Origin of the sequence: Rhodopseudomonas faecalis, assembly GCF_003217325.1 — a bacterium.
Lineage (GTDB): Bacteria > Pseudomonadota > Alphaproteobacteria > Rhizobiales > Xanthobacteraceae > Rhodopseudomonas > Rhodopseudomonas faecalis.
In genome coordinates, this window is sequence record NZ_QJTI01000010.1 from 52,822 (window position 1) to 79,821 (window position 27,000).

Annotated in this window: 31 protein-coding genes; 23 read left to right on the forward strand and 8 right to left on the reverse strand. The window is 64.3% G+C overall.

The features are described from left to right. Positions 1-27 precede the first annotated feature (27 nt). The gene (gene phnF / locus BJ122_RS09890; RefSeq protein WP_110780954.1) at positions 28-756 is read right to left on the reverse strand and encodes a phosphonate metabolism transcriptional regulator PhnF; all 729 of its coding nucleotides are present in this window, start codon (positions 754-756) and stop codon (positions 28-30) included. A 111-nt stretch (positions 757-867) separates the two neighbouring features. Between phnF and phnG the strand changes: the two genes are divergently transcribed. From phnG to phnN, 8 genes are read left to right on the forward strand one after another with little or no spacing between them, the layout of a single operon-like run. After that, entirely contained in the window at positions 868-1,326 is a 459-nt protein-coding gene (gene phnG / locus BJ122_RS09895) for a phosphonate C-P lyase system protein PhnG (protein WP_245407683.1), read from the forward strand. A 2-nt stretch (positions 1,327-1,328) separates the two neighbouring features. Then, positions 1,329-1,940: a phosphonate C-P lyase system protein PhnH gene (phnH, locus tag BJ122_RS09900; protein WP_110780888.1), complete on the forward strand. Its 612-nt coding sequence runs from the start codon at positions 1,329-1,331 to the stop codon at positions 1,938-1,940. After that, on the forward strand, positions 1,940-3,046 hold the full coding sequence (locus BJ122_RS09905; RefSeq protein WP_110780889.1) for a carbon-phosphorus lyase complex subunit: 1,107 nt from the start codon (positions 1,940-1,942) through the stop codon (positions 3,044-3,046). Before phnH ends, BJ122_RS09905 begins: the two co-directional genes overlap by 1 nt. After that, entirely contained in the window at positions 3,043-3,924 is an 882-nt protein-coding gene (locus BJ122_RS09910) for an alpha-D-ribose 1-methylphosphonate 5-phosphate C-P-lyase PhnJ (protein WP_027279483.1), read from the forward strand. Before BJ122_RS09905 ends, BJ122_RS09910 begins: the two co-directional genes overlap by 4 nt. Continuing rightward, on the forward strand, positions 3,917-4,714 hold the full coding sequence (gene phnK / locus BJ122_RS09915) for a phosphonate C-P lyase system protein PhnK (protein WP_110780890.1): 798 nt from the start codon (positions 3,917-3,919) through the stop codon (positions 4,712-4,714). Before BJ122_RS09910 ends, phnK begins: the two co-directional genes overlap by 8 nt. Positions 4,715-4,721: 7 nt before the next feature. Beyond that, a complete protein-coding gene (gene phnL, locus BJ122_RS09920; protein ID WP_027279485.1) occupies positions 4,722-5,420 on the forward strand; it encodes a phosphonate C-P lyase system protein PhnL in 699 nt (232 codons plus the stop codon). A gap of 13 nt (positions 5,421-5,433) precedes the next feature. Then, the gene (locus BJ122_RS09925; protein WP_110780955.1) at positions 5,434-6,588 is read left to right on the forward strand and encodes an alpha-D-ribose 1-methylphosphonate 5-triphosphate diphosphatase; all 1,155 of its coding nucleotides are present in this window, start codon (positions 5,434-5,436) and stop codon (positions 6,586-6,588) included. Next, positions 6,585-7,163: a phosphonate metabolism protein/1,5-bisphosphokinase (PRPP-forming) PhnN gene (gene phnN, locus BJ122_RS09930; protein ID WP_110780891.1), complete on the forward strand. Its 579-nt coding sequence runs from the start codon at positions 6,585-6,587 to the stop codon at positions 7,161-7,163. Before BJ122_RS09925 ends, phnN begins: the two co-directional genes overlap by 4 nt. Before the next feature lie 270 nt (positions 7,164-7,433). Here phnN and BJ122_RS09935 read toward each other — a convergent pair whose 3' ends face one another. The 3 genes from BJ122_RS09935 to BJ122_RS09945 form a co-directional block, all read right to left on the reverse strand. Further along, entirely contained in the window at positions 7,434-9,071 is a 1,638-nt protein-coding gene (locus BJ122_RS09935) for a thiamine pyrophosphate-binding protein (RefSeq protein WP_110780892.1), read from the reverse strand. 143 nt (positions 9,072-9,214) lie between these two features. Further along, entirely contained in the window at positions 9,215-9,592 is a 378-nt protein-coding gene (locus BJ122_RS09940) for a rhodanese-like domain-containing protein (protein WP_110780893.1), read from the reverse strand. A 270-nt stretch (positions 9,593-9,862) separates the two neighbouring features. Further along, a complete protein-coding gene (locus BJ122_RS09945) occupies positions 9,863-10,111 on the reverse strand; it encodes a hypothetical protein (protein ID WP_110780956.1) in 249 nt (82 codons plus the stop codon). 162 nt (positions 10,112-10,273) lie between these two features. On the opposite strand from BJ122_RS09945, the gene BJ122_RS09950 reads away from it, so the two are divergent. Together BJ122_RS09950 and BJ122_RS09955 are read left to right on the forward strand one after the other, a co-directional pair. Further along, positions 10,274-10,504 (forward strand): hypothetical protein, encoded by a 231-nt coding sequence (locus BJ122_RS09950; RefSeq protein WP_181418919.1) that lies wholly within the window; start codon positions 10,274-10,276, stop codon positions 10,502-10,504. Positions 10,505-10,655: 151 nt separating this feature from the next. Continuing rightward, the gene (locus BJ122_RS09955) at positions 10,656-10,835 is read left to right on the forward strand and encodes a DUF2934 domain-containing protein (RefSeq protein ID WP_110780894.1); all 180 of its coding nucleotides are present in this window, start codon (positions 10,656-10,658) and stop codon (positions 10,833-10,835) included. A 126-nt stretch (positions 10,836-10,961) separates the two neighbouring features. Here the strand turns inward: BJ122_RS09955 and BJ122_RS09960 are convergent, their stop codons facing one another. The 3 genes from BJ122_RS09960 to treZ are packed head-to-tail and all read right to left on the reverse strand — an operon-like array spanning position 10,962 to position 13,826. Beyond that, positions 10,962-11,288, reverse strand: coding sequence for a hypothetical protein (locus tag BJ122_RS09960; RefSeq protein WP_110780895.1), 327 nt, complete (start codon positions 11,286-11,288; stop codon positions 10,962-10,964). Positions 11,289-11,328: 40 nt separating this feature from the next. Continuing rightward, positions 11,329-11,919, reverse strand: a complete 591-nt coding sequence (locus tag BJ122_RS09965; protein WP_110780896.1) for a VOC family protein — start codon at positions 11,917-11,919, stop codon at positions 11,329-11,331. Positions 11,920-11,975: 56 nt separating this feature from the next. Then, complete coding sequence (gene treZ / locus BJ122_RS09970) at positions 11,976-13,826, reverse strand: malto-oligosyltrehalose trehalohydrolase (protein ID WP_110780897.1); 1,851 nt, start codon at positions 13,824-13,826, stop codon at positions 11,976-11,978. Between the two features lie 181 nt (positions 13,827-14,007). Here treZ and glgX point away from each other — a divergent pair, with 181 nt between their 5' ends. The 11 genes from glgX to BJ122_RS10030 all read left to right on the forward strand — a co-directional run bounded on the left by glgX (position 14,008) and on the right by BJ122_RS10030 (position 25,215). Further along, complete coding sequence (gene glgX, locus BJ122_RS09975) at positions 14,008-16,173, forward strand: glycogen debranching protein GlgX (RefSeq protein WP_110780898.1); 2,166 nt, start codon at positions 14,008-14,010, stop codon at positions 16,171-16,173. Between the two features lie 122 nt (positions 16,174-16,295). After that, positions 16,296-16,670, forward strand: a complete 375-nt coding sequence (locus BJ122_RS09980) for a response regulator (RefSeq protein WP_110780958.1) — start codon at positions 16,296-16,298, stop codon at positions 16,668-16,670. Positions 16,671-16,785: 115 nt separating this feature from the next. Beyond that, positions 16,786-17,619 carry an alpha/beta fold hydrolase gene (locus tag BJ122_RS09985; RefSeq protein ID WP_110780959.1) on the forward strand — a complete coding sequence of 278 codons (834 nt, stop codon included), beginning with the start codon at positions 16,786-16,788 and terminating at the stop codon, positions 17,617-17,619. 87 nt (positions 17,620-17,706) lie between these two features. Then, entirely contained in the window at positions 17,707-17,925 is a 219-nt protein-coding gene (locus BJ122_RS09990; protein ID WP_110780899.1) for a hypothetical protein, read from the forward strand. A gap of 63 nt (positions 17,926-17,988) precedes the next feature. Further along, positions 17,989-18,846 (forward strand): glucose 1-dehydrogenase, encoded by an 858-nt coding sequence (locus tag BJ122_RS09995; protein WP_110780900.1) that lies wholly within the window; start codon positions 17,989-17,991, stop codon positions 18,844-18,846. Positions 18,847-19,151: 305 nt separating this feature from the next. Next, positions 19,152-20,801 carry a phosphoglucomutase (alpha-D-glucose-1,6-bisphosphate-dependent) gene (gene pgm / locus BJ122_RS10000; protein WP_110780901.1) on the forward strand — a complete coding sequence of 550 codons (1,650 nt, stop codon included), beginning with the start codon at positions 19,152-19,154 and terminating at the stop codon, positions 20,799-20,801. Positions 20,802-20,945: 144 nt separating this feature from the next. Then, positions 20,946-21,659 (forward strand): helix-turn-helix transcriptional regulator, encoded by a 714-nt coding sequence (locus tag BJ122_RS10005; protein ID WP_110780902.1) that lies wholly within the window; start codon positions 20,946-20,948, stop codon positions 21,657-21,659. Positions 21,660-21,790: 131 nt separating this feature from the next. Then, positions 21,791-22,498, forward strand: coding sequence for a hypothetical protein (locus BJ122_RS10010; protein WP_110780903.1), 708 nt, complete (start codon positions 21,791-21,793; stop codon positions 22,496-22,498). 382 nt (positions 22,499-22,880) lie between these two features. Beyond that, a complete protein-coding gene (locus BJ122_RS10020; RefSeq protein ID WP_110780904.1) occupies positions 22,881-23,597 on the forward strand; it encodes an NnrU family protein in 717 nt (238 codons plus the stop codon). A 107-nt stretch (positions 23,598-23,704) separates the two neighbouring features. Continuing rightward, complete coding sequence (locus tag BJ122_RS10025; protein WP_110780905.1) at positions 23,705-24,922, forward strand: NnrS family protein; 1,218 nt, start codon at positions 23,705-23,707, stop codon at positions 24,920-24,922. 29 nt (positions 24,923-24,951) lie between these two features. Next, positions 24,952-25,215: a DUF2249 domain-containing protein gene (locus tag BJ122_RS10030; protein ID WP_110780906.1), complete on the forward strand. Its 264-nt coding sequence runs from the start codon at positions 24,952-24,954 to the stop codon at positions 25,213-25,215. A 16-nt stretch (positions 25,216-25,231) separates the two neighbouring features. Here the strand turns inward: BJ122_RS10030 and BJ122_RS10035 are convergent, their stop codons facing one another. Then, the gene (locus BJ122_RS10035; protein WP_245407684.1) at positions 25,232-25,825 is read right to left on the reverse strand and encodes a LuxR C-terminal-related transcriptional regulator; all 594 of its coding nucleotides are present in this window, start codon (positions 25,823-25,825) and stop codon (positions 25,232-25,234) included. Between the two features lie 815 nt (positions 25,826-26,640). Here BJ122_RS10035 and pufB point away from each other — a divergent pair. Beyond that, positions 26,641-26,796 (forward strand): light-harvesting antenna LH1, beta subunit, encoded by a 156-nt coding sequence (pufB, locus tag BJ122_RS10040; RefSeq protein WP_027279504.1) that lies wholly within the window; start codon positions 26,641-26,643, stop codon positions 26,794-26,796. A gap of 24 nt (positions 26,797-26,820) precedes the next feature. Continuing rightward, complete coding sequence (locus tag BJ122_RS10045) at positions 26,821-27,000, forward strand: light-harvesting protein (RefSeq protein WP_110780908.1); 180 nt, start codon at positions 26,821-26,823, stop codon at positions 26,998-27,000.

Consider the following 27,000-nt stretch of genomic DNA (forward strand, 5'->3'; position numbering starts at 1 on the left):
GCGCCTCGTGCGCCGCCCGCCAGAGTTTCAATCCTGTTCGACGACGAATTGCACCCGGTCGGCGGCGAAGCGCGAGCGCATTGCCAGCAGCGGCCGGCCGTCGCCTTCGACATCGAGCGCTTCCACGATCAGCACCGGGCTGCCGAGCCGCAGATCAAGCTGCGCCGCATCGCCGGCATCGGCAATCGCCGCGGTGATCCTGGTTTCGGCGCGGCGATAATCGCGCACACCATGATGGGCCAGCACGCGGGTCATCGATCCGGAGCGGCGATAAATCTCCTCCGCATCCGGGAAGCGCTCGGCCGGCAGCCAGGTGGTGCCAAGACAGATCGGGATGCGATCGGCGAGCCGCAGCCCGTCGATGCGCAGCAGCGGCGCGCCGGGTTTCAGCTTCAACTGCCGCGCGATGTCCTTGCTGGCGGCTTCGGTGCAGGCCGTCAGCAGCCGGCCGCGCGGCTCGCGCCCGCCAGCGCCGACAATTTCGGAAAAGCGCGTGCGCGTGCGCAGCGGATAAGCCAGCCGCGCGCTCTCGACATAGGTGCCGCTGCCGCGTTCGGCGCGCACCAGGCCGCGTTCGGCGAGTGCTGCCAGCGCGCGGCGAACGGTGTGACGATTGACGCGATGCGTGTTCGCAATCTCGGTTTCGCTCGGCAATTTCTCGCCGGACAGATAGCTACCGTCGCTGATCTTGCGCTCGATCGAGTCGGCGACCTTGCGCCACAGCGCGACGCCGAGTTCCGGTTCCGCCAGCGTCATGGCATCGGCTCCGTTGCAGATCATCGCAATGCCGATGTCATCAAAGGGTCATCGGCGATGCCTATGAAGTTGTCTACTAACATCGACAACTTCAAGCAGGCTACAAAAAAGATGAACGCTCCTTCCGCAAGCCAGCAAGCCAGGCGCCAAGCGGCGATGGCGGTGCTGGTTCATGCCGCGTCGGACCAGATCGCAGCGCTACTTGCAGAGATCGCGCCGCCCTCGGCCGAAACGCTTCGCGAGCCGGAGGCCGGCCTCGTGATGGTGCGCGGCCGGATCGGCGGCGATGGTGCGCCGTTCAATCTCGGCGAAGCAACGGTGACGCGCGCCGCGGTGCGGCTCGCCGACGGCACTTGCGGCTTTGGCTACACGCTCGGCCGCGATCGCGACAAAGCGCGGCTGATCGCGCTGTGCGACGCGCTGGTGCAGCGCGACGACTACGCGCCCGCGCTGGAGACCAAAGTGCTGGCGCCGCTGCGCGACGCGCACCAGGCCGAGCGGGAGCAGCACGCCGAACAGATCGCGGCGACGAAGGTCGATTTCTACACCTTGGTGCGTGGCGAGGATTGATGATGACAATGACCAGTGAACTCGCGGCCGGCTTTGCTGACAAGGTGGTGTCGGCGCAGGCGACGTTCCGCGCGGTGATGGACGCAATGGCGCGTCCCGGCACGGTGCAGCAGCCCGATGCCAAGCTGCGGCACGCACCTTTGCCGCTGATGCCGGCGGCCGCGGCGATCGCGCTGACGCTGTTCGATCACGATACGCCGATCTGGCTCGATGCACCGCTCAAGGCCACGCCGGCCGTGACCTCCTGGCTGCGCTTCCACACCGCAGCGCCGCTCACCGATGCCACCGCCGACGCCGCGTTCGCGCTGGTTTCTAGCGTCGATCAAATGCCGGTGCTCGATCAGTTCGCGCTCGGCAGCAACGACTATCCGGATCGCTCCACCACCTTGGTGCTGCAGCTTAGCAGCCTCGAAGCCGGTGATGCGTTCGAGTTGCAGGGACCGGGCATCAACGGCCGGGCGTCCTTGCACGCGCCACTGCCGGCGGAGCTGATCGCGCAGCGCGCCGCGCTGCAGCCGCTGTTTCCGCGCGGCCTCGATCTCATTCTGGTGTCGGGCGATGCGCTCGTCGCTATTCCCCGCACCACGCAGATCATGCCGAAGGGAGCCGTGTGATGTATGTCGCAGTCAAAGGTGGCGAACGCGCCATCGACAATGCACACAAGCTGCTCGCCGATCGGCGGCGCGGCGATCGCACGGTGCCGGAGCTGAGCTTGTCGCAGATTTCCGAGCAGCTCGCGCTCGGTGTCGACCGCGTGATGGTCGAAGGCTCGCTCTATGATCGCGAGCTGGCGGCGCTCGCGATCAAGCAGGCGCGCGGCGATCTGATCGAGGCGATCTTTCTGCTCCGCGCATTCCGCGCCACGCTGCCGCGCTTTGGGGTGACCGAGCCGCTCGACACCGCCGCCATGCAGGTGCAGCGCCGCATTTCCTCGACCTTCAAGGACGTGCCCGGCGGCCAGATCCTCGGCCCGACCTTCGACTACACCCATCGTCTGCTCGATCCGCAGCTCGATCAGGGCTGCGATCCGGAATTGCCGGAGCGCGCGCCGGTGAGCCGCGAGGAGATGCCGCGCGTCACCGACATTCTCGGCCGCGATGGCTTGATCGAAACCTCGCCGCAGGCCGACGCTGATACGCCGGTCGGCGATCTGACGCGCGAGCCGCTGAGCTTTCCGGCCGATCGCGATCTGCGCTTGCAGAATCTGGCGCGCGGTGACGAGGGCTTTTTGCTGGCGCTCGGTTATTCGACCCAGCGTGGCTATGGCCGCTCGCATCCATTCGCCGGCGAAATCCGCTTTGGCGAAGTGGAGCTGGAATTTGTGGCCGAGGATGCCGGCTTTGCGGTGCCGCTTGGCACCATCAATGTGACCGAGTGTCAGATGGTCAACCAGTTCAAAGGCTCGGCGACCCAGCCGCCGTGCTTCACGCGCGGCTATGGCCTGGCGTTCGGGCAATCGGAACGCAAGACCATGGCGATGGCGCTGGTCGATCGTGCGCTGCGCGCGCGCGAACTCGGCGAGGACGCGGTGGCGCCGGCGCAGGACGAGGAATTCGTGCTGTCGCATTCCGACAATGTGCAGGCGACCGGCTTTGTCGAGCATCTCAAGCTGCCGCACTACGTCGATTTCCAGTCCGAACTCGGCCTGCTGCGGCGGCTGCGTCAGGAATTCGAACAAGACGCCGGTAGCAGCGGCGCATTGCAGGAGGCCGCGGAATGAACGCGCCGAGCTACAACTTCGCTTATCTCGATGAGCAGACCAAGCGCATGATCCGGCGCGCGATCCTGAAAGCGATCGCGATCCCGGGCTATCAGGTGCCGTTCGCCAGCCGCGAAATGCCGATGCCCTATGGTTGGGGCACTGGCGGCGTGCAGGTCACCGCGGCGATCCTTGGGCCCAGCGATGTGCTGAAAGTGATCGACCAGGGCTCTGACGACACCACCAACGCGATCTCGATCCGCAAATTCTTTGCCAAGACCGCGGGCGTCGCCACCACCACGCGCACCGATGAAGCCAGCGTGATCCAGACCCGGCACCGGATTCCGGAAGCGCCGCTGCATGAAGGGCAGGTGCTGGTCTATCAAGTGCCGATCCCGGAGCCGCTGCGCTTCCTGGAGCCGCGCGAAACCGAGACGCGGCGCATGCATGCGCTCGCCGAATATGGGCTGATGCACGTCAAGCTCTATGAGGACATCGCCAAGTTCGGCCACATCGCCACCGCCTATGCTTATCCGGTGAAAGTCGCCGGGCGCTATGTGATGGACCCCTCGCCAACGCCGAAATTCGACAATCCGAAGATGGACAATTGTCCGGCGCTGCAATTGTTCGGCGCGGGGCGCGAGAAGCGCATTTATGCGGTGCCGCCTTACACCGAAGTCGTGTCGCTCGATTTCGAGGATCATCCGTTCACGCGCTATCGGCAGAACGCGCCGTGCGCGCTGTGTGGCGCCGAGGATTCCTATCTCGACGAGATCGTTACCGACGACAAGGGCGGGCGCATGTTCGTCTGCTCCGACACCGATTATTGCGAAACAAGGCGCGCCGAGGGCCATTTTGGTTCGGCGAACGCCCCCGAAACGGAGCGGGCTGATGTTTGATCCCACGTCTTTTGCTGCGGATCAGCCGCTGCTGGTCGCCGACAATCTCGCAAAATCCTATGGCCGGCTAAAAGCTTGCCGCGGCGTGTCGTTCAAGCTCTATCCGGGCGAAGTGCTGGCGATCGTCGGCGAATCCGGCTCCGGCAAATCGACGCTGCTGCAAATGCTGTCGACGCAATTGCAGCCGAGCGCCGGGCGGGTGTCATACCGGATGCGCGACGGCGTGCTGCGCGATCTAACCGAGCTTGGCGAGGCCGAGCGGCGCTTTCTGTTCCGCACCGATTGGGGCTTTGTGCATCAGGACCCGGCGATGGGGCTGCGCATGGCGGTGTCGGCCGGCGCCAATGTCGGCGAGCGGCTGATGGCGGTCGGCTGGAATAATTATGGCAAGATCCGCGACACGGCTTCCACCTGGCTGCAGCGCGTCGAGATCAGTCTCGACCGTATCGACGATGCGCCGCGCACTTATTCCGGCGGCATGCGCCAGCGGCTGCAGATCGCCCGCAATCTGGTGACGGCGCCGCGGCTGGTGTTCATGGATGAGCCGACCGGCGGACTGGACGTGTCGGTGCAGGCGCGGCTGCTCGATCTGCTGCGCGGCCTCGTCACCGAGCTTGGTCTCGCGGTGGTGATCGTCACCCACGATCTCGCGGTGGCGCGGCTGCTGTCGCATCGGGTGATGGTGATGCAGGGCGGCCGTGTCATCGAGACCGGGCTCACCGACCAGGTGCTCGACGATCCGCGCGAGCCCTACACCCAGCTTCTCGTTTCTTCGATCCTGCCGGCGTGAGTCTCCAATGTCTGTGATGATCAAACTGTCCGACGCCGAAAAGTCGTTCACGATGCATCTGCAAAACGGCATCCGTTTGCCGGTGGTGCGCGGCGTCTCGTTCCATGTCGCGGCTGGCGAATGCGTGGTGCTGGCCGGGCCGTCCGGCGCCGGCAAGTCGTCGATCCTGAAGATGATCTTTGGCAATTATCGCTGCGATTCCGGTCGCATCGAAATTCTGCACCGCGGCGCCACCATCGATCTCGCCACCGCCGAGCCGCGCCAGGTGCTCGAGCTGCGCCGCACCACAATCGGCTATGTCAGCCAGTTCTTGCGCGCGGTGCCGCGCGTCGCCGCGCTCGATGTGGTTGCTGAACCGCTGGTGGTGTCCGGCGTCAGCAAGGACGAGGCGAGGCAGCGCGCCGGCGATCTCTTGCGCCGGCTCAACATTGCCGAGCGGCTGTGGACGCTGCCGCCGGCGACCTTTTCCGGCGGCGAACAGCAGCGCGTCAATATTGCGCGCGGCTTCATCTCCGATTTCCCGATCCTGCTGCTCGACGAGCCGACCGCCTCGCTCGATGCCGGCAATCGCGAGGTGGTGATGAGCATGATCGCCGAAAAGAAGAAGGTCGGTGTGGCGATGATCGCGATCGTCCATGATGATGAAGTGCGCGAGCGGATCGCCGATCGGCTGATCGACGTGTCCTCCTTTGCCGCCGCAGCCTGAGAAAGACCAACTGATGATGACCAATTCTGAATTCGTGCTGCGCAATGCCCGGATCGTGCTCGCTGATCGGGTGATCGAGCACGGCTGGCTGGCGGTGGCGCAGGGGCGGATCGCCGAGATTGGCGAGAGCGGCGTGCCGGCCGGCAGCCTCGATGTCGGCGGCGATCTGATCATCCCCGGCTTGATCGAGCTGCACACCGATCATCTTGAAGCGCACTACACGCCGCGCCCGAAAGTGCAGTGGAATCCGCTGGCGGCCGTGGTGTCCTATGATGGCCAGCTCGCCACCTGCGGCATCACCACGGTGTTGGATTCGCTGCGGGTGTGGCGCGAGGAAGAATCCTCCGATATCGATGGCGAGGCCGCGGTGCTCGCCAATGCCATCAGCGCGGCGCGCGACGCCAATCTGCTGCGCGCCGATCATTTCCTGCATCTGCGCTGCGAAATCCCGATGCCGAATGTGGTGGCCGAGGCCAAGGAGCTGGTCGGCCGGCCCGATATCCGGCTGATGTCGCTGATGGACCACACCCCTGGCCAGCGCCAGTTCCGCGACGAGGTCAAGCTGCGCGAGTATTATCGCGGCAAGGGCGGCGGCATGAGCGATGCCGAGCTTGACGCGATGTTCGCGCGCCGCATCTACTGCAAGGAAAATTACGCCGAGGCCAATATGCGCGAGATCGTCGCGCTGGCGCATCAGCACAACATTCCGCTGGCCAGCCATGACGACACCACCGAGGAGAACGTCGCCGACGCGGTGCGTGACCGCGTTGCTGTGGCTGAATTCCCGACCACGATCGAGGCGGCGCGCGCGCTGCACGACGCCGGCATCGACATCATGATGGGCGCGCCCAATGTGGTGCGCGGCGGCTCGCATTCCGGCAACATCGCGGCGGCCGAGCTGGCGCGCGAGGGCCTGCTCGATATCCTGTCGTCGGACTATGTGCCTTCCAGCCTGCTGATGGCGGCGCTGCAATTGCCGGAGCATGCCGAGGCGATTGACCTCGCGGCGGCGGTGCGCACCGTCACCAAGGCGCCGGCCGAGGCGGTCGGGCTGTTCGATCGCGGCGAGATCGTGGTCGGCAAGCGCGCCGATCTGATCCGCGTTCACATCGCCCATGATGTGCCGGTGGTGCGCAGCGTGTGGCGCGAGGGGCATCGGGTGGCATGACCGCAGCGTTGCATAATAGCGCGATGATCGCGCCAATCGGCCCAGGCCGGCTGGTGCTGGTGGTCGGGCCGAGCGGCGCCGGCAAGGACACCTTGATCGAGCTGGTGCGCGAGGCCTGCCGCGATAATGAGCGCGTGCTGTTTCCGCGCCGGATCGTGACCCGGCCGTCATCGGCGGCGGAAGACAACGAGACCTTGAGCGAGGCTGAGTTTGCCGCGGCGATCGCGGACGGCGCATTCGCGGTGCATTGGCGCGCGCATGGTCATTGCTACGGCCTGCCGGTTGCGATCAACGACGCGATCGGTGCCGGGGCCTGCGTGGTCGCCAATGTGTCGCGCTCGGTGGTGCCGGCACTGCGCGCGGCCTATGCCGATGTGGTGGTGGTGTCGGTGACCGCGCCGGTCGAGGTGCTGGCGCAGCGGCTCGCCGCGCGCGGCCGCGACACCGACGGCCCGCTCGATGAACGCCTGCAAAGAGCAGTCGATCACGCCGCGCTGCAGCCCGACGTTACCATCGTCAATGTCGGCGCCGCCGCCGACCACGCACGCGAATTGCTGCGGGCGATTGAAGGGTAGAGCCGTTTCTTTTCCCTCCCCCTTGTGGGGAGGGTGGACGGCCCGATGCTCATCGGGCCGGACGGGTGGGGGGGGGGACCAGTCTGCGACGGTTCGGGTTTTGCTTGTTGGATCGTGCGGCGTGAAACGATGAAGTTGAAGTTTTGAGGTGACGTCGGCGCATAGCCCCCCACCCCGGCGCTACGCGCCGACCCTCCCCACCGCTACGCGGGGGGAGGGAGCTGGCAGCCGATCGCCTGTCCTCCAATCAAACCCGATGAACTAGCCGCCTCAGCGGATCGCGATTTCGATCAGCGACGGGCCGTCGCGGCCAAGTGCCGTCGCAATCGCGTCGCGGATCGCTTGCGTTTCGTCGGCGCGTACAGCCGGCACACCCATCGACGCTGCCAGCGCCATGAAGTCGATCGCGGGCTGTTCGATATTCATGCCGACGAAACGATCCTGGTTCGCGTTCGGGCAGCCGAGTTGCTTGGCGATGTTTTGCAGCACGCCATAGCGGCGGTTGTTGAACACGATGAAGATCACCTTGGTGCGATAATGCGCGGCGCTCCACAGCGCTTGCGGCGAATACATCGCGCCGCCATCGCCGGCCAGCGACACCACCGGGCCATCATGAGCCAGCGCCGCGCCGACCGCGGCCGGCTGATTGCAGCCGAGCACGCCGCCGCGTGAGAAGAAATAACGCCCCGGCCGGGTCATCATCAGCTCCTGCACTTTGCCGAAGGTGGCCGCGGAATCATTGGCGATCAGCGCGGAGTCGGGCAGCGCGTCAAACACGGTCAGCACCGCGACGTCGGCCGTCAGCGGCGACAACTGCTGATCCCGCATGATCTCAGCGCGCAGCGTTTCGATATGGCGCAGCTTGGCGGCAGCGCGCCGGCTCAGCCGGTTGGCGATGTCGGGCGCCGGCAGCAAATGCGCGAGCCGATGAGCGCAGCCCTGCAAGGTCGCGCCGATGTCGCCGAGCAGCGCCAGATCGGCGGGGTGCTCGCGGCCGAATGCGGCGGGATCGTCAGAGACGTGAAAGACCTTGGTGCCCTCCGGGATCGGGCGCACGTCGCGATAAGGATAGGCGACGAACGCGCGGCCGCCGACCAGCACCAGCGCTTCGGTTGCCTCCAGCCGCTCGCGGATCACGGCAAAATCAGGCTTCAACACCCCCGACCAGCACGGATGCGCCGACGGGAATGCCGAGCGTGAGGTCAGCTGCGTGCCCCACACCGGATAGCCGCCCGCCTCGGCAAAGGCCACCAGGCCCGCGGCGGCTGCGGCCGGCAGATCGTCGCCGAGCAGGATGAACACCTTATCCGGGTCGTAGCTGGCCAGCGCCTCGGCAAACACCTCGACGTCGGGGGAGGCGCCGAGCCGCGGCGGCGCCGAGGCGGGCGGCGTTTCGCTCTCGACCGGCTGGTCGAGCACGTCCATCGGCAGCGACAGAAACACCGGGCCGCAGGGCGGGGTGCGCGCGATCGCAAAGGCGCGGCGCAGCGCGCTGCCGACGTCCTCGCCGCGCCGAACTTCCTTGGCCCATTTGGTGACTGGGGCGGCCAGCGCCACCAGATCGCCCGACAGCCAGGGTTCGGTCATCAGATGGCGGGTGTCCTGCTGGCCGGCGGTGACCACCAGCGGCGTTTCGCTGGCCATCGAGGCGACCAGCACGCCCATGGCGTTGCCGAGCCCGCCCATGGCATGCAGATTGACGAAGCCGACCTTGCCCGAACTCAGCGCCCAGCCATCGGCCATGCCGACCGCGGTCGCCTCCTGCAGACCGAGCACATAGGTGATGTCAGAGGCATCGACCAAGGCGTCCATCAGCGGCATTTCGGTCGAACCGGGATTGCCGAAAATGTGGGTGATGCCTTCGTCACGCAGAATGTCGAGCAGCACATCGCTCGCCCGTCGTGCCATGGTCTCGTCCTCCCATTGTTCGGCCGAGACTGTAGCGATTTGCCCGCGGCAGGAAAGTCTCGTCGCCTGATACGACAATGGCCGGGACGGGCCCGGCCATTGTCAACGCGTTCAGATCGCGATCACCTTAAGCCTGCTCGACATTAAGGCTGCTCGACATCGCCATCGGCATCGAGCCAGGTCTTGAAGGCACCCAGATTCTTGACGTTCTTGTAACCGAGTTCGAGCAGCGCCTTGCCGACCAGCGCGGAGCGTCCGCCCGACGCACAATAGGCGACGATGGAGCCGGCGCGATCGAACGCCGCATCATGCAGCGGCGAGTTCGGATCGGCCCGGAATTCCACCAGACCGCGCGGCACGTTCAGCGCCCCCGGAATCTTGCCCGAGGCAGCCACTTCACCCGGCTCACGGACGTCGAGAAACAATACGTCCGTTCGTCCAACCAGCTCCTTGGCATCCTGCGGGCTGATCCGCGGCACCACTGCGTCCGCCTCTGCGATCATCGCCTGCACCGTCTTCATTCCTATCCCTCCAAATCATTGGCCGCATGTCTGACGATCTAACCACCGACACCTTTCGGTGCAAATCGCGACTGCATCGGCTGATGGTGAATTGAATGACCGATGCTGTGTCAAATCGCATCACGATCGCTGGCGGCCGGGCCTTGGCCTCGTCTGAACCGTCTGCTTGCGACGCACCGGCCGGGCGGCTGCGCCGCAAGGGCTTGAGGAGTAACGGGTGACCGCAAGATGCGCGGTCCGTTCGCGGCAATTCGGTGCGCCGCAGCTCGATCAATGGTCCCGGGGCGGGCGGGTGACGGCCGGTCGGCCGTCCTGGTCCAGGCTCGCTTCCAGGGTGCGCGCGGCGTGAAAATCGTCCAGATGGTGCAGATTGGGCTGCCGGTCCGCCTGTTTAGCGAGCAAATGGTAGAGTCGGCCGATCAGCCGTTGCCGCGATTTGCGCCAGCCGGCGTTCATCACCCGGGCTTTGTTCAGCGCGCGCACGGCATAAGCGCGGAAATAGTCGCTGGCATCGGACACCGGCATAGCCTCCTCAAGCCTGATCGCATCCTCCGACCAGACGCTGCTGACATCAAGAGTTCAGCAGCGCTGCAGTTCCGTGCGTGCAACACCGTTGCGCACAGCGCCTGGAACAACCCCGCTCCGGTTGAATTACTGGTGCACGTGATCGGGAGTGTCATCATGCTGAAGACTCGTTTCGGGATCGCAGCGCTGATCTATGCGATGATCAATGCGGTGCTATTCGGCGCCGGGCTGATTATCCTGCTGCTGGTGCCGGCATTGGCGACCTACGCCATGGAGCTGATTCCGCTGCTGGTGCTCACCAGCTTCGTCGTCGCCATGCCAATCGCCTGGCAATTGGCGCCCGCGCTGCTGGCACGCTACGAGCGGCGCCGGATGGCGGCATCCTAGCGGCGGACGCTCGCCGTCGCTCCGTCATCTGGCGATCACGGCTCAGCAGTAACCTGAAAGGCAAGTTGCGAGCGGAGCCGAGCGCTGCGCCCGCCTGCACAGCATAACAACGAGAAAGTTCAACATCGCCAAACCCTGGAGGAGAGGATCCATGACTGACTTATCGCAAGAAGATATCGCGCGCCGGGCCCGCGAAATGTGGGAGATCGCCGGTCGTCCGGAAGGGCGCGACGAGGAGTTCTGGTTCAAGGCCGAGGAACAGGTGCTTGGCGAACGCGAGACGAGGGAGAAGCTGCAGGCCGATCCCACGACGACCAAGAATAGTCTGTAATTGGGCGCTGCTCGGGAAGCCCCACCCCGGCCTCCGCTTCGCTCGGCCGACCCTCCCCGCCGCTACGCGGGGGGAGGGAGGCACGAATCTCTCTGCCAGCGATGAGTCTCGACGAAATCGAGAGGACTAACCGCCAGGGCCGTTGCGGTCGATCGCGATCAAGAACACCAGCTGTAGATCATCACACTCGAGTTCGTCGCATTCGGCCTGATCCGGCGCAGTGCCAGCGGCGCGATAGGCGGCCTTCTCGTTGTCATCGGCGTAGCGGGCGCGCAACTTGGTCTTACCGTCCCAGAGCTGCTCGCCATTTGAGCGCAGCTCTTTCAAGTCACTGAGCAGCCAGCTCTCGTGGCACATCTCATGCGCTTCCCGCAAATTCTTGGCCTCAAAGGCCAGGACCGGACGCTGCCCCACGTCGATCGTGAAGATCAAAGGCTGTAGTGCAACGCTCATTCGTCACTCCAGTGCTGTTGTTGTTCGTATCTGTTGTGGGTCACGGCTTGCGCCGCGAGGGCTTGATCACCTTGTCGGTGTTGCGGTCGGTGTCGTCGAGCGGTGGACCGTCGTCGGCACGTGGCGGCCAATGATGACCGCCTTGCTTGTTCTGAATGCGGCGTTCCTGCTCGGCGCGCTTGCGGTCGTCGTCAGCAGCAGCCATCGGCGCATCTTTCAGATAATTATCCCACAGCCCGGGAGTGGCGAGTTCGACCAGATGGCCCTCGGGATCGCGGAAATAGATGCTTTCGCCGCCGCGCGGCCAACTGACCCGGCCTTCGATCGCGATCTGATGCGCGGCGAGCCGTTGTTCCCAGACTGGCAGCTGATCATCGGGGATGGCGAACGCGACGTGCAGCGGCCCGTGGCCATCATGCGGCGGGATCAGCCCGCCCGGCAACCTCGCTGGTGTGGTCGAGCCGCCGCGCGCGAATACCAGAAAGGCGCTGTGATTGCCTGCGTCATAGGCCGACATGCGCTGATCATCATGCATCGAGCGTAGCCCGATCAACTCGCCATAGAAGGCGCGGGCACGTTCGAGATCGTCCACATAAATCGCGGATTCAAGAATGCCGTTGATCTTGGCCATGACGCACAATCCTCGCCCGGGTTAACGAGGCAGCGCTCGCTCCGTTCCTCGCAGCGTCAGCCGAGGGTCCAGATCGCCTGCCAGGGCGCGTGTGCGGACAGCTCCGGCTTTGCGCTCCAGATCACGCGGCCGCTAGGCGCCGTCAGCTCGCCGGCCGCGTCGTTGTGAAGATTGGCGGTCAGCGCTAGCTGCGTGCCATCGCCCATTTTCCATCGCACTATCAGCGCGCCAGGTTCCTGCACGGTGCAGCGGCCGGCGTGGCCTTTGATGCCGCGCAGCCGCGGTATGATCTCGCGCTGCCGGATTTGTAGCAGCTCTCGATAGAGCGCCAGCCATTGCGCATGTGGCTCGCGGGCTAGCTCGCTCCAATCGAGCTTGGCGGCGGCAAACGTCTGGGCCGCTCCCGGATCGGGAATGAGTTCGCGCTGCTGCGGATCGGCGAATTCCGGGAAGCGTGAGAATTCGGCACGGCGGCCCTCGCGCACCGCCCTCGCCAGATCGCCCGAAAAATCGCAGAAGAACGGGAATGGCGAGCTGGCCGCGAATTCTTCGCCCATGAACAGCATCGGGATTTGCGGTAGCAGCAGATAGATGCCGGCGAGCGCGCGCACCGCCGCCGCAGGTGCGATCGCGGTCAGCCGCTCGCCGAAGGCGCGGTTGCCGATCTGATCGTGGTTCTGGATGAAGGCGACAAACGCGGTTGGCGGCAAGGCGGCCGATGGCTCGCCGCGCGGTACGCCGCGATAGGCCATCAGCTCGCCCTGAAACGCAAAGCCCTCGGCGAGGGCGCGGCCGAGCTTGGCGGTGTCGCCGGCATAGTCGTGATAGTAGCCGGCATATTCGCCGGTGGCCGCGGTGTGCAGCCCATGATGGACGTCATCGTTCCATTGCGCGGTGTATTGCACCGGAGCGTCGTCATCGCTGCGCAGCAGCCGTGACACTTCGTTCTCTTCGTTTTCGATGATCAGATGGATCGGCCGGCCATTTGCTGCCCGTTGCAGCCGTGCGGGTATTTCAGCCAGCAGATGATTGGCGCTGTCGTCCTTGATGGCGTGGACCGCGTCGAGCCGCAGCCCGTCAAAGTGAAACTCCTCGATCCAGAATGCCGCGTTTTGCAGCATGAATTCGCGCACCAGCGCGGCGCCGTCGCCGTCATAATTCACCGCCGCGCCCCAGGGGGTGTGATGGCGGTCGTTGAACAGCGGCGCGTAGGCGGCGAGGTAATTGCCGTCCGGGCCGAAGTGGTTATAGACCACGTCGAGCAGCACCATCAGCCCGCGGGCATGCGCGGCATCGACCAGCGCTTTCAGATCGTCGGGATGGCCATAGCTGGCGTCCGGCGCGAACAACAGCACACCGTCATAGCCCCAATTGCGCTGGCCCGGGAATTCCGCGACCGGCATCAGCTCGATTGCGGTGACGCCAAGCTCGGCCAGATGGTCGAGCCGCTCGATCGCCGCCTGGAAGGTGCCTGCTGCCGTGAAGGCGCCGATATGAAGTTCGTAGATCACCGCCTCATGCCAGGGCCGGCCGCGCCAATGCTGATCGCGCCAGCGATAACGCTGCGGGTCAATCACCTCGCTCGGGCCATGGACATCCAGCGGCTGAAAGCGTGACGCCGGATCGGGCACCCGCAAGCCGTCCTCGAACTCAAACCAATAGCGGCTGCCCGGCCCAGCGCCGGGCAGCTCCAACAGGTACCAGCCGTCATCGGCCTGTCGCATGGCCCGTGCCACGCTCTCGCCCTCCAGCCGCAACAACACACGCGGCCGCTTCGGCGCCCACAGCCGAAACAGCACGCCGCCGTCAACGAGCTGAGGGCCAAAGCGCGGCAGGCGGCCAGCGGTCGGGGCCGGCGCCGTGCTGGCAGAGGTGGTGCTGGCGGGTGGCGGGCTGGCAACCGTCATGACCTGACTATCCCAAAGGCTGCGTGACGATCCGTGAGGTGGAGGTTGTGCGGAAGTGGTGAGCGCGTCGGAACAAACGGCTGGCCGTCACATCGGTTCCGGCGTGAGGCGACTGCGAACGCTGAACTTTTTCGCCAGTTCCGGGTTGATGGCAGTTGGAATGAAAAAGGGGGCTCTTTCCGTGGACCAAATTGCTCGTGTGATCGGCAGCGTGCCCGCGAATGCGCCGGCGATCCTGCGCCATCGCGTGCTCGAGGGCCGGCCATTTCCGCTCGGCGCCACCTGGGATGGGCTCGGCGTCAATTTCGCGCTGTTTTCTGCGCACGCCACCAAGGTCGAGCTGTGCCTGTTCGAGAGTGGCGGCAGCCGCGAGATCGAGCGCATCGAGCTGCCGGAATACACCGATGAGGTCTGGCACGGTTATCTGCCCGATGCGCGGCCGGGTCAGATCTATGGCTACCGCGTGCATGGCCCCTACGCGCCAACCGAAGGCCACCGCTTCAACCCCAACAAGCTGCTGCTCGATCCCTACGCCCGCCAGATTGTCGGCGAGCTGCAATGGGACCCGGCACTGTTCGGCTACACGATCGGCTCGCCCGACGCCGATCTGTCATTCGACGAGCGCGACAGCGCGCCGTTCATGCCGAAAAGCCGGGTGATCGACCCGGCTTTTACCTGGGGTGAGGAGCGCCGCCCCAACGTGCCTTGGGAGCGCACCGTGCTCTATGAGGCCCATGTGCGCGGCTACACCATGCGCCATCCGGCGGTGCCGGAAGTGCTGCGCGGCTCTTTTGCCGGCATGATGTATCATCAGGTGATCGATTACATCCGCGATCTCGGCATCACCGCGGTTGAGCTATTGCCGATCCATGCCTTCATCGACGATAGCTATCTGGTCGACAAGGGCATGCGCAATTACTGGGGCTACAACACGATCGGCTTTTTTGCCCCGCAGGCGCGCTATCTGTCCGGCCCCTCGGTCAATGAATTCAAGGAAATGGTCTCGCAATTCCACCGGGTTGGAATCGAGATCATTTTGGACGTGGTCTATAACCACACCGCCGAGGGCAATGAGCTTGGCCCGACGCTATCGTTCAAGGGCATCGACAACGCCTCGTACTACCGGCTGGCGCCGGACCGGCGCTATTACATCAACGACACCGGCACCGGCAACACGGTGAATCTGTCCCACCAGCGGGTGTTGCAGATGGTCGCCGACAGCCTGCGCTATTGGGCGCAGGATATGCGGGTCGATGGCTTCCGCTTCGACCTCGCCACCATTCTGGCGCGCGAGCCCTATGGCTTTGATGAGGGCGGCGGCTTCCTCGATGCCTGCCGCCAGGACCCGGTACTGAGCCAGGTCAAGCTGATCGCCGAGCCCTGGGATTGCGGGCCGGGCGGCTATCAGGTCGGCCGGTTCTCGCCGGGCTGGGCGGAGTGGAATGATCGCTTTCGCGACACGGTGCGGGCGTTCTGGAAGGGCGACGAGGGCAAGCTCGCCGAATTCGCGACGCGGCTGTCGGCTTCGCCCGATCTGTTCAACAAGCGCGGTCGCAAGCCGTGGTCGTCGGTGAATTTTGTCACCGCCCATGACGGCTTCACGCTCAACGACCTCGTCTCCTACAATGACAAGCACAACGAGGCCAATGGCGAGGACAATCGCGACGGCCACTCCCATAATCTGTCGTGGAACCATGGCGTCGAGGGGCCGACCGACGACCGCGCCATCGTTGATCTGCGCTTCCGGCAGATGCGCAACCTGCTCGCCACCACGCTGCTGTCGCGCGGTACGCCGATGATCCTGGCCGGTGATGAGTTCGCCCGGACCCAGCAGGGCAATAATAACGCCTACGCGCAAGACAACGAGATCAGTTGGCTGAACTGGGACGCGATCGATGATGACGGCCGCGCGCTGATCGACTTCACCCGCAAGCTGATCCAGACCCGGCAACGTCAACCGCTGTTTCATCGCGGCCGGTTTCTCACCGGCGCATTCAATGAGGAATTGGGGATCAAGGATGTGACCTGGGTCGATCCGGCCGGGTCGGAAATGACGCCTGATCAGTGGAACGACGGCAATGCCCGCTGCGTCGGCATGTTGCTGGATGGGCGGGCGCAGGTCACCGGCATCCGGCGCAAGGGCTCGGACAACACGCTGTTTATGATGTTCAACGCCCACCATGACACGGTGCGCTTCGTGTTTCCCGATGTGCCGCGCTGCCGGGTCTGGGAATGCCTGATCGATACCAACCGGCCGGGCGAAAACCGGATACCGCTGGCGCGAAAGGGCGCTCACTACGACATGGCGGGCCGCTCGCTGTCACTGTGGGAAGCGCGGCAATCTTGACTGCCGCGCGGACTAGGTGCGCTTGATGCCCTTCCGCCCTGGGATGATCCACAGGAAGCTCGCAACGAGCGGGAACAATAGCGGCATCAAGCACTTGGTTAAGCTTGAACGAGGTTGATCAGATGTCGGGATTGGCGCACCCGCGGCCAGTAATCTTGGTAGTCGAGGACGAGCCCTTGCTGCGAATGCACGCCGTCGACATGATCGAGTCGGCGGGTTTTGTCGTACTGGAAGCCGCCAATGCCGACCAGGCGATCGCGATCCTGGAAAGCCGCAACGACATCCGCGTGGTGTTTACCGACATCCAGATGCCGGGCTCGATGGACGGCCTAAAACTGGCCCAGGCGGTCCGCGGCCGGTGGCCGCCGATCGAGATCATTACCACCTCCGGCCATGTCCATATCAACGAGCCGGACCTGCCGGTACGCGCCCGGTTTGTACCGAAACCGTACAGCGCGGCGCAGATTGAAAGCACGCTGGCCGAACTGACACGCTGAGCGGACAACCGCGGTAAACATACCTACGAGTCCGTCAACACAGGGCGTGCAAAACCCTGTGGTTTCGCGCTATCAATTGGTGTCTCAACATCGCAGGCCAGTTGCGCGGATGACGATAAAGAAGAAACTCTTTGTGCTGCTGGGGATCTTGGTGCTCGCGACCGCGCAGTACTACCTGGCAAGTAAGTTCGCTATCCGGCACGAAACCGTGTCCTGGCTTGATGCGTCTCGCAACCGCGAGGTGGTGGTGGCGCTGGCAGTGCGGCGTGACGTCGAGATGAAAGCCATTGCCGGCATCCAGAAATTGCCGGTGGCGATCGTCAGCCATGGCAACACCGTGCGCAACACGGAATATTCTTTCATCGCCAACGTGCTGGCGGCGCGCGGCTATCTGGTCGCCAGCATCCAGCATGATCTGCCGTCCGACGTGCCGCTGATGACCAAGCCGGGTTCGCTCTATGTCGGCCGGCTCGGCGTCTATGAGCGCGGCTTGAAGAATATTTTCTTCGCGCTCGGCAATCTGAAGAAACTGATGCCCGACGCCGACTACGACCACCTGACCTTGGTCGGTCATTCCAATGGCGGCGACATCTCGATGTTTTTTGCACAGCAGCATCCGGAAATGGTGCGCCGCGTCGTCACCCTGGACAATCTGCGCGTGCCGTTCGTGACCTCCGGCGCGGCGCGCATCCTGTCGTTCCGCTCCAACGATCCGCGCTTCAAGACCGATCCCGGCGTGCTGCCTGACGACCAGACCGCCAAGGAAGCCGGCATCGATATCGTGCCGACCGACTTCCAGCACACCGACATGAGCGACCGCGGTCCGGACGAGGTCAAGGAGAAGATCCAAAGTACGCTCGATCAGTTCCTCAGCAAGGAAGAGGCGAGCAACCTCGCGCCGGTGGTGCCGCGCAAGCCGGTGATCGATCCGCGCGCCATGGGTCCGTAGTCGGCGCCAGGAACCCGTTCGCCGGATCGGTTCGCCGAGGAACGAAATCGCGCACCATGTTTTCCACTCCTCAAAGGAGTGGCGCGTATGCTGGCTTCCAATTCGCTCGCCGCCGGGTTTGCGGTGGTCGACGAGGCCTATGACATCGCCTTCGATTATCTGCGGCTTGCGGGTGCTATTCCGCCGATGTTCGGTGCCCATGAGCAACTGCTCGATGTGGTGGTCGATCTGTATTGCCGCGGCGAACGCAACAAGATCCGGATCGCCAACAAGGCGATCAAGGCGTTCCAGAATAGTCATCCCTGATCAGTGACGACGACCGCGCCGAGCCCCGGTGATTTGTCCGGGCGCTGTGGCCATGGAGGAACCATGCTTGATTTTCCAAAGCCGCCCTTTACCTCGCCGCCGCAACCGATGCCCGGCAGCACCGCGGCGATGCAGCCGCGGCCTGATCATGGCGAGCACAGCTATCAAGGCTCCGGTCGGCTGCAGGGCTTGCGCGCGGTGATCACCGGCGGCGATAGCGGCATCGGCCGCGCGGTCGCGATCGCTTATGCGCGCGAGGGCGCCGATGTGCTGATCTCCTATCTCAACGAACATGACGACGCGCAGGAAGTGAAAGCGTTGATCGAGCACGAAGGCCGGCGTGCAGAGCTGGTGCCGGGCGATCTGCAGGACCCGGCGCAGTGCCGGCGGGTGATCGATCACGCAGTGCAGGCATTCGGCGGCATCGACATTCTGGTCAACAATGCCGCGCACCAAGCCTCGTTCAAGGACATCGCAGACATTTCCGACGAGGAGTGGGAGCTGACCTTCAAGGTCAACATCCACGCGATGTTCTATCTGACCAAGGCGGCGGTGCCGCATATCAAGCCGGGCGGCTCGATCATCAACACAGCCTCGGTCAATTCCGACAATCCGAACCCGACGCTGTTGGCCTATGCCACCACCAAGGGTGCAATCCAGAATTTCACCGGCGGCTTGGCGCAGATGCTGGCGGAGCGCGGCATTCGCGTCAACGCGGTCGCGCCCGGGCCGATCTGGACGCCGCTGATCCCCTCGACCATGCCGCAGCAGGCGGTGGCTGAATTCGGCAAACAGACGCCGATGCAGCGCCCGGGACAGCCGGCCGAGCTCGCCACCGCCTATGTGATGCTGGCCGATCCGCTGTCGAGTTATGTCTCCGGTGCCACCATCGCTGTCACCGGCGGCCGGCCGTTCATCTAGCTGGAAACGCTGCGATGTTGATGGCATCGCAGCGCCGCTTCTCCCCAGGACAAAACTGCCGGCTCTTGACGGCCGCGCGGCACGCGCCTAGCGAGCCGCCAGCATAGGCGTGTCGTCGGCTGCCAATGGTTCCAACAGCTTGGGCAGCGGCCGTGGTCGGCGCGCGGCCGCCGGTCTGTGGGGCCGCCGGCGGGCCAGACCTTGGTCGCAGGCGAGGGAAATTCAAATCTGCTCGTCGGCGTGGCATGTTGCGGTCGGCCGGAGGCCATGGGCCGCGGTGATTCTGATTGATTCAGGAGTGGGGAATGGTTGCGGAAGTCAGCCCGTTGGCGGGTCAGTTGGTGGAATCGTCAATGCTGGTGAATGTGCCTCGGCTGGTGACGGCATATTTTTCCGGCAAGCCCGACCCGGCCGTGCCTGCGCAGCGGGTGGCATTCGGAACTTCCGGCCATCGCGGCTCCGCTTTCAACAACGCCTTCAATGAAGCCCACATTCTGGCGGTGGCGCAGAGCGTGTGCGACTATCGCCGCGAAGCCGGCATCGCCGGGCCGCTGTTCGTCGGCATCGACACCCATGCGCTCGCCGAGCCGGCGCTCGCCAGCGCGCTGGAAGTGTTCGCCGCCAATGAAGTCGATGTGATGATCGACGCGCAGGACGGTTTTACGCCGACCCCGGTGATCTCGCACGCCATCCTCACCTATAATCGCGGCCGCGACAGTGGCTTGGCCGATGGCGTGGTGATCACGCCGTCGCACAATCCGCCCGAAGACGGCGGCTTTAAATATAATCCGCCCAATGGCGGCCCGGCCGACACCGACATCACCAGCGTGATCGAGAAGAACGCCAACGCGCTGCTCGAGAACATGCTGCGCGGCATCAAGCGGATTCCGCTCGATCGCGCCCGCAAGTCGCCGCATATTCACCGGCACGATTTCATCATGCCCTATGTCGAGGACCTCGGCAATGTGATCGACATGGAGGCGATCCGCGCCTCCGGCGTGAAGATCGGCATCGATCCGCTCGGCGGCGCCGCGGTGCATTACTGGCAGCCGATCATCGAGCGCTATGGCCTGAACGCCACCGTGGTCAGTGACGTCATCGACCCGACCTTCCGCTTCATGACCGCCGATTGGGACGGTAAGGTGCGGATGGATTGCTCCTCGCCCTATGCGATGGCGCGGCTGATCGGCATGCGCGACACCTTCGACGTCGCCTTCGCCAATGACACCGACGCTGACCGGCATGGCATTGTCACCCGGTCGGTTGGCCTGATGAATCCCAATCATTTCCTGTCGGTGGCGATCGACTATCTGTTCCGCCATCGTCCGGGCTGGCGCGCGGACAGCGCGATCGGCAAGACCATCGTGTCGAGCGCGATGATCAACCGCGTCGCCGCGCGGCTGGATCGCAAGCTGGTCGAGACCCCGGTCGGCTTCAAATGGTTCGTGGAAGGGCTCGAGGATGGCTCGTTCGGCTTTGCCGGCGAGGAAAGCGCCGGCGCCTCGTTCCTGCGCCGCGACGGCACGGTGTGGGCCACCGATAAGGACGGCTTGATCCTCGGTCTGCTGGCCGCGGAAATCACCGCCGTCACCAAGTCCGATCCGGGCCAGCTCTATCAGAAGCTCGCCGAGGATCTGGGCCAGCCTTATTATGAGCGCATCGATGCGCCGGCGACCCGCGAACAGAAGGCCAAGTTCAAGTCGCTGACGGCGGAATCGCTTTGCATGCAGGAGCTCGGCGGCGAGCCGATCGAAGCGGTGATGACCAAAGCGCCGGGCAACGACCAGCCGTTCGGCGGCGTCAAAGTCGTGACCGCCAATGGCTGGTTTGCGGCGCGTCCATCCGGCACCGAGGACGTTTACAAGATCTACGCCGAGAGCTTTGTCAGCGAGGATCATCTGCGGCGGATCCAGGAAGAAGCCAAAGCGGCGCTGACGGCGGTGTTCAACGTGTGACGCGCTGCCCTGTCTGGAGGTGCGATTCCCAGTCGCACTCCAGGAGGGACGGGTGTTTCAGCACCGTAGATTAGCAGCGGAACGTCCGTACAAATCGAATTGTGTTGTGCATCTGCGTTGATAGATTTGTGCGCGGAGCAACGCATGGAAATCGATCAAGCACTCACGGCTATCGAACGCGCAACGAGCATGGATGGTCTGGCCAGCATCCTTGTCGATTGGCGCAGCGAAAGTGGGGTTGCGCATCTCGTTTATCACGCCACCGATGTTCCCTCCTGCGAACAGCCGAATCCGGTGCTGCTGCTGACCTATGACGACGCCTGGGTGAAGCGCTACGTGGAGCAGAGCTATTTTAGCATCGACCCGGTCGTCGTCGCTGGCAGACACGCCGTGCTGCCGATCGACTGGATGAGCGTCGAGCATGCCACGCCGGAGGCGTGCCACTTCTTCGCCGAGGCGGAGAGTTTTGGCGTTGGCCGCCATGGCTTTACCTTGCCGATCCGCGGCCCTGCCGCCGAGCGCGCGTTGTTCACCGTCACGACCAACGCCGCGGACGATCATTGGCATCGGTGGCGGTTCAGCTATTTGCGAGATTTTCACCTGCTGGCGCACTACCTTCACGATCGAGCGATGCGGCTGGCGGGCTTGCGGCTTGATTATGTGATGCGTCCGCTGTCGAGCCGCGAGCGACAATGCCTGAACGGCTTGGTTCGTGGCCGCACGGCGGCACAAATCGCCGGCGACCTGGATCTGTCGAACAGCGCCGTTCACGGCTACCTGCGAACGGCGCGGCGCAAGCTGGACTGCGCGACGCTCGAGCAGGCGGTCGCCAAGGCCGTCCGCCTCGACCTACTCTGAGTGTCGATCTTAACCGTTTCTTCATACAAACGGCCAAAATCGTTGCCTTTCAACAGATTGTTGAGTTGCAGCAAGTTGCTACTTTGAGGCGAGATGTCGTTGCGGGCATCAGACCGAAAGGGAAGCGAGCCATGAGCACGATTGCCGCCGTCAATTCATCCGCCACCAGTGCCGTCGCCTCTCTCTTGAGGAATGCGGCGTCGGCCGCGACCGTTGACGGCACGTCCGCCTCAGCGACCACGAAGTCAGACCAAGTCGCGTCATCGGCCAGCGGCAACCCGGTCGATATCGTCGATCTCTCCGACCGCGCTAAGCAGATTCTGGCGCGGGCCAAGACGGAGCAGGTCGCCGCCAGCAAACTCTCGGATCTGGTGCAATCGCTGCAGAGCCCTGAGGGCAAGACCTCCGCGTCGAAGGCAAAGTCCGACGATGGAACGTCGTTGTTCGACAAACTCAGCGGCCGCACGCAAACTCCAACCAGCGGCACAACCCAATGGGAAGCTGGCTCGAAATATGGCGATCCTACGATCTCGGATGGTGCGTTTATCGACAAGATCAAAGATGCTCTCTTGACCTCCTTATCCGGGGCCCCCGCAGAGAAAGTCGCGGCGCTGCAGACGGCCATCGACAGTGGCACCATCCAGATTCAGAAAGCCTCCGACGTCGCTGGTCTCAATTATCAGTCGTCGGTCAGCTATTCTGGCAGCCCGGGGGGCTTGCAGGGGATGAGCGTCACGCATCAGTCCAATCCGACCGGGGCAGTTAAAGATGCCATCGATCAGGGGAAGGCCCTCGCAATGTGGACCGCTGATCGCGGTGACATCTACATTACTTGGTAGTTCCGCTCTGTCGATGTCGCTGGTTCCAGCATCGGCCCGCCGAGGCGAGATGCCGTTGTGGGCATCCGACCGAGAGGAAAGCGAACCATGAGCGCGATTGCCGTCGTCAACTCATCCGCCGCCATGACGCCGGCCCGGAGCGCAGCGACATTGCCGCCGACGCCAGGATGCTGGTGATCGAGCGCTGGATTGCGCTGTACCGCTCGGTCGAGCAGGGCGTGCAGATCGTCCGCATCGTCGACGGCGCCCGCGATGTGTCGCGGCTGATAGCACAGCAAGAATAGCCAGAAGGTTGCCCTGCAACAAAGTCTCGGTGGCGGCAGTGCCCTAAGAGCGCATGATCGATGAATGCCGATCAAGCTCGACGGCACGAGGGCAGAGTATGACAACGGCCGCAGTCGCGCCTGTTAGCGGTTGGTTCGAGTTCAGCGCCGCCTTTGTGCTGTTCCTGCTCAGCCATGCGCTGCCGGCGCGGCCTGCGGTGCGCGCCACGCTGATCCGCTGGTGCGGCGAGCGCTGGTTCCTGGTGCTGTACAGCACGGTGTCGCTGGCGGTGCTGAGCTGGCTGATCGTTGCCGCCGGGCGTGCGCCATTCGTGGAGCTGTGGCCATTTGCGACCTGGCAGATGCTTGGTCCCAATCTGGCGATGCCGCTCGCCTGTGTGCTGGCCGCGTTCGGAGTGGGCGCCGCCAATCCGCTATCATTCGGCGGCAATCCGAAGCTGGCGTTCGATCCTGATCATCCGGGTATCGCCGGCGTGGCGCGGCATCCGCTGCTTTGGGCGATCGCGCTGTGGGCCGGCGCGCATCTATTGCCGAATGGCGATCTCGCGCATGTCATTCTGTTCGGATTGTTCGTGCTGATCGCGCTGCTCGGCATGGTGATCATCGATCGCCGTAAGCGCCGCCAGCTCGGCGCCGCGCGCTGGACGGAGCTGGCGCGCAACACCTCGCTGCTGCCGTTGACCGCGCTTATCACCGGGCGTTGGCGCCCCGATCTGCGCGCCATCAGCGTGAAGCGGCTTTTGATCGCCATGGCCGTTTGGCTGACGCTGCTCGGGCTTCACGCACCAGTGATCGGCGTGTCGCCGCTGCCCTGATCAATCACCTCTGAGCTTGCGCTGGAACAACTTCGCCGTCTCGGTCCTGATTAAGACCATTAAGGCGGCGGCGTGCCGCGGCGTCCTTGATCCGGGAACCGCTAATCATGAGTCCGATCCCCCGTTTTCATCCGCATCGTGGCCCGGCCGTGTTGTCGAGCGGTTTTAGGCCGTTCTTCTTCAGCGGCGCCCTGTTCGCGGCACTGGCGGTGCTGATCTGGCTGCCATTCTATGAAGGCGAGCTCAGTTTGCAGACCGCGTTCGCGCCGCGCGACTGGCACGCCCATGAAATGCTCTATGGCTATCTGCCGGCGGTAATCACCGGCTTCCTGTTCACCGCGATCCCCAATTGGACCGGACGGCTGCCGCTGCAGGGCGGCCCGCTGCTCACTTTGGTGGTGCTGTGGTTTGCGGGCCGGGTGGCCACCGCTTTTTCCGCCGATCTCGGCTGGCTGCCGGCGATGCTGGTCGATATCGCGTTCCTGGCCGCGGTGGTGGTGGTGATCGCCCGCGAGATCATCGCCGGGCGCAAATGGAACAATCTGCCGGTGGTGCTGCTGACCACGCTGCTGCTCGCCGGCAATGCCGGTTTCCATCTCGAAGCGCATATGCAGGGCCGCGCCGATCTTTCCATCCGCATCGGTGCCGCGGTGGTGATCCTGCTGATCAGCCTGATCGGCGGCCGCATCATTCCGAGTTTCACCCGCAACTGGCTGGTGCGAGAAAACCCAGGCCGGTTGCCGACGCCGTTCAACCGCTTCGACACCGCGACGGTGGCGACCAGCGTGATCGCGCTGGCGCTGTGGGTGGCGCTGCCGAATGCGGTGATCGCCGGGCTGGCGCTCACGCTCGCCGGCTTCTTGCAGGCGGTGCGGCTTGGCCGCTGGGCCGGCTATCGCACCTTCAGGGACCGCTTGGTGCTGGTGCTGCATATTGGCTATCTGTTCGTGCCGGCCGGTTTCCTGCTCACCGCGGCGGCCTGTTTCGGCTGGCTGGCACCGAGCGCCGGTCTGCACGCCTGGATGGCGGGTGCGGCCGGCGTGATGACGCTGGCGGTGATGACCCGCGCCAGCCTCGGCCACACCGGCCAGCGCTTGGCGGCCTCGATCTCGACGCAGGCGATCTACGGCGCGGCGGCGGTGGCGGCGCTCGCGCGGATCTGGGCGGCGCTCGATACGGACTGGAGTTTTGTGCTGCTGCATGTGGCGGCCTTCGCCTGGGTGCTGGCGTTCCTCGGCTTTGCGATCAGCTTTGGTCCGCTGCTGTTTGGCTATCAGCGGCGATCGCCGCCAATCTCGAAGCCATCCCCGGCGGTCGCGGAATGACGGCCATCATCACTTCAGGGAGATCGTGCATGCCAGATGTCCGGGACCATAACCCCGTCAACAACGAGGCCATTCTCGACGTGCGCACCATCGAGCCGCAACGTCGCCATGACACGGTGCGCCGGCTGATCGATCGCTTGCCGGAAGACGCCAGCCTGCAATTGATCTCCGACCATTCGCCGCAGCCGATCCGCGGCTATTTCGAGATGGTGCATGGCGACCAGGCGCAATGGCACGATCTCGAACTGGGGCCGACGGTGTGGCGGGTGCGGCTGACGCGCACCGCGCTGTAAGGAAAGGCTACGCGGATTACTGCGGGCTGAGCCAGCCGACGCTCAAGGCAAAGCGCACCACTTCGACGCGCGAGTGGAAGCCGAGCTTGGCCATGCCGCGCGCTTTATAGGTCTCGACGCTCTTGGAGCCGATCTGCAGCTTGGCGGCGATGGTCTTGTTGCTGTGGCCGGCGGCCGCCAGTTTCAGCACTTCGATCTCGCGGGCGCTCAGCTCGGCAACCGCCGCGCGGCTATCGGTTTCGGCCGGGCGGCTATGGACCAGCCGATCGCTGATCGCCGGGTCGCGGTACACGCCGCCGGCACCGACCGTGCGAATGCCCTGCATCAGTTCGGCGGCGCTGGAGCGCTGCGAGACATAGCCGGAGATGCCGGCATCGAGCAGCCGGCGCAGATAGCTGCGGTCGGCATCCTGCGCGGTCAGCGCCAGCACCCGGCATCCGGGGCTGTTGGCCATGAAGGCGCGCGCCGTTTCCAGGCCGTCGCTGTCCGGCGCCGTCAGATCGAGCACCACGACATTGGAGCGGCCATCGACGGCTGCGCGCGTCGCGGTCTCATCGGCTGAACGGGTTCCATCAAAACCGCGCACCGTATCGACGCGGTTGAACACCATTGGGCAATCTTCTGCCACGAACGCGCGGAGCGGCGCCAACGTTTCCGTGTCCTTTAACCGTTGATCCATCGGGCACACCGGCATTCTGCGGTTGGGGCGGCAACAAGAGCGTCCGCGCTGGAACCGCGAAGCGGTTTCAGGCTGCTTGCAGGAATGTCGCGGACCACCCAAAGCGTCATGCTAGATTGACAATGGTACTGCCGCATATCTTTGATGCGGCTCAAGAACCAGAGAACCAATCTCATCGGCGGCAGGTCGCGCCGTGATCGGCCGGGCCGGGCGGCCCACTCGGCCGAGTCAGAATATTCCTGACAGCGCCGCCCGCATGGCAGCACTGCGTGGGCGGGGTAGGCGCGGCCGTTGCATCGCCCGCAGCCGTGGCCGTAGCCGGACAAAAGCCGGAATGGGATGTGAATCAACCGATTAACCGGCTAGGAGCGCGTTGAGGCGATCGCCCCGTTCCGTGCGGGGCGCGAAACCTTCCGGTTCCAGTTCCAAAATCCGAACTTTCCGCCAAATCACAAAACAGCGGCCCATTGTCACGTTTAGTTGACAAGAACCGGTGTCAGGTGTTTCTTACACCCGCTCTCACGGGAGCCTTTATCCAAGACCATAGGTCTGGCTTGAAGGCGCTGCAGTGAAGCCCAGAGCCATCGCGCTGGTCGGACGTCGTCTTGTTTGAAAGTCAGACAAGACGGCCGGCGCCAAGCGGGACTTTGGACCGGCCGGGGCACACCGAGATTTTCTCGATGCCACGGCAAAACCCTCGTGCGGGTTCAGCACGAATTGGTCGTAAGTCTCTGAGGAGGTTTCTAATGGCAGACGATCTGAACAAGGTCTGGCCGACTGGTCTGACGATTGCGGAGTCGGAAGAGCTCCACAAGCATGTGATCGACGGCACCCGCGTGTTCGGCGCGGTGGCGATCTTCGCTCACTTCCTCGCCTACGTTTACACCCCCTGGCTGCACTAAGCGCTAAGCGAAGGAGTAGAAACAATGAATCAAGGTCGTATCTGGACCGTTGTGAAGCCGACCGTTGGTCTGCCCCTCCTGCTGGGCAGCGTCACCGTGATCGCGATCCTCGTCCACCTCGCTCTGCTGTCGAACACCACCTGGTTCCCGAAGTACTGGAACGGTAAGACCGCGGCGATCGAGAGCTCGGTCAACGTTGGCTAA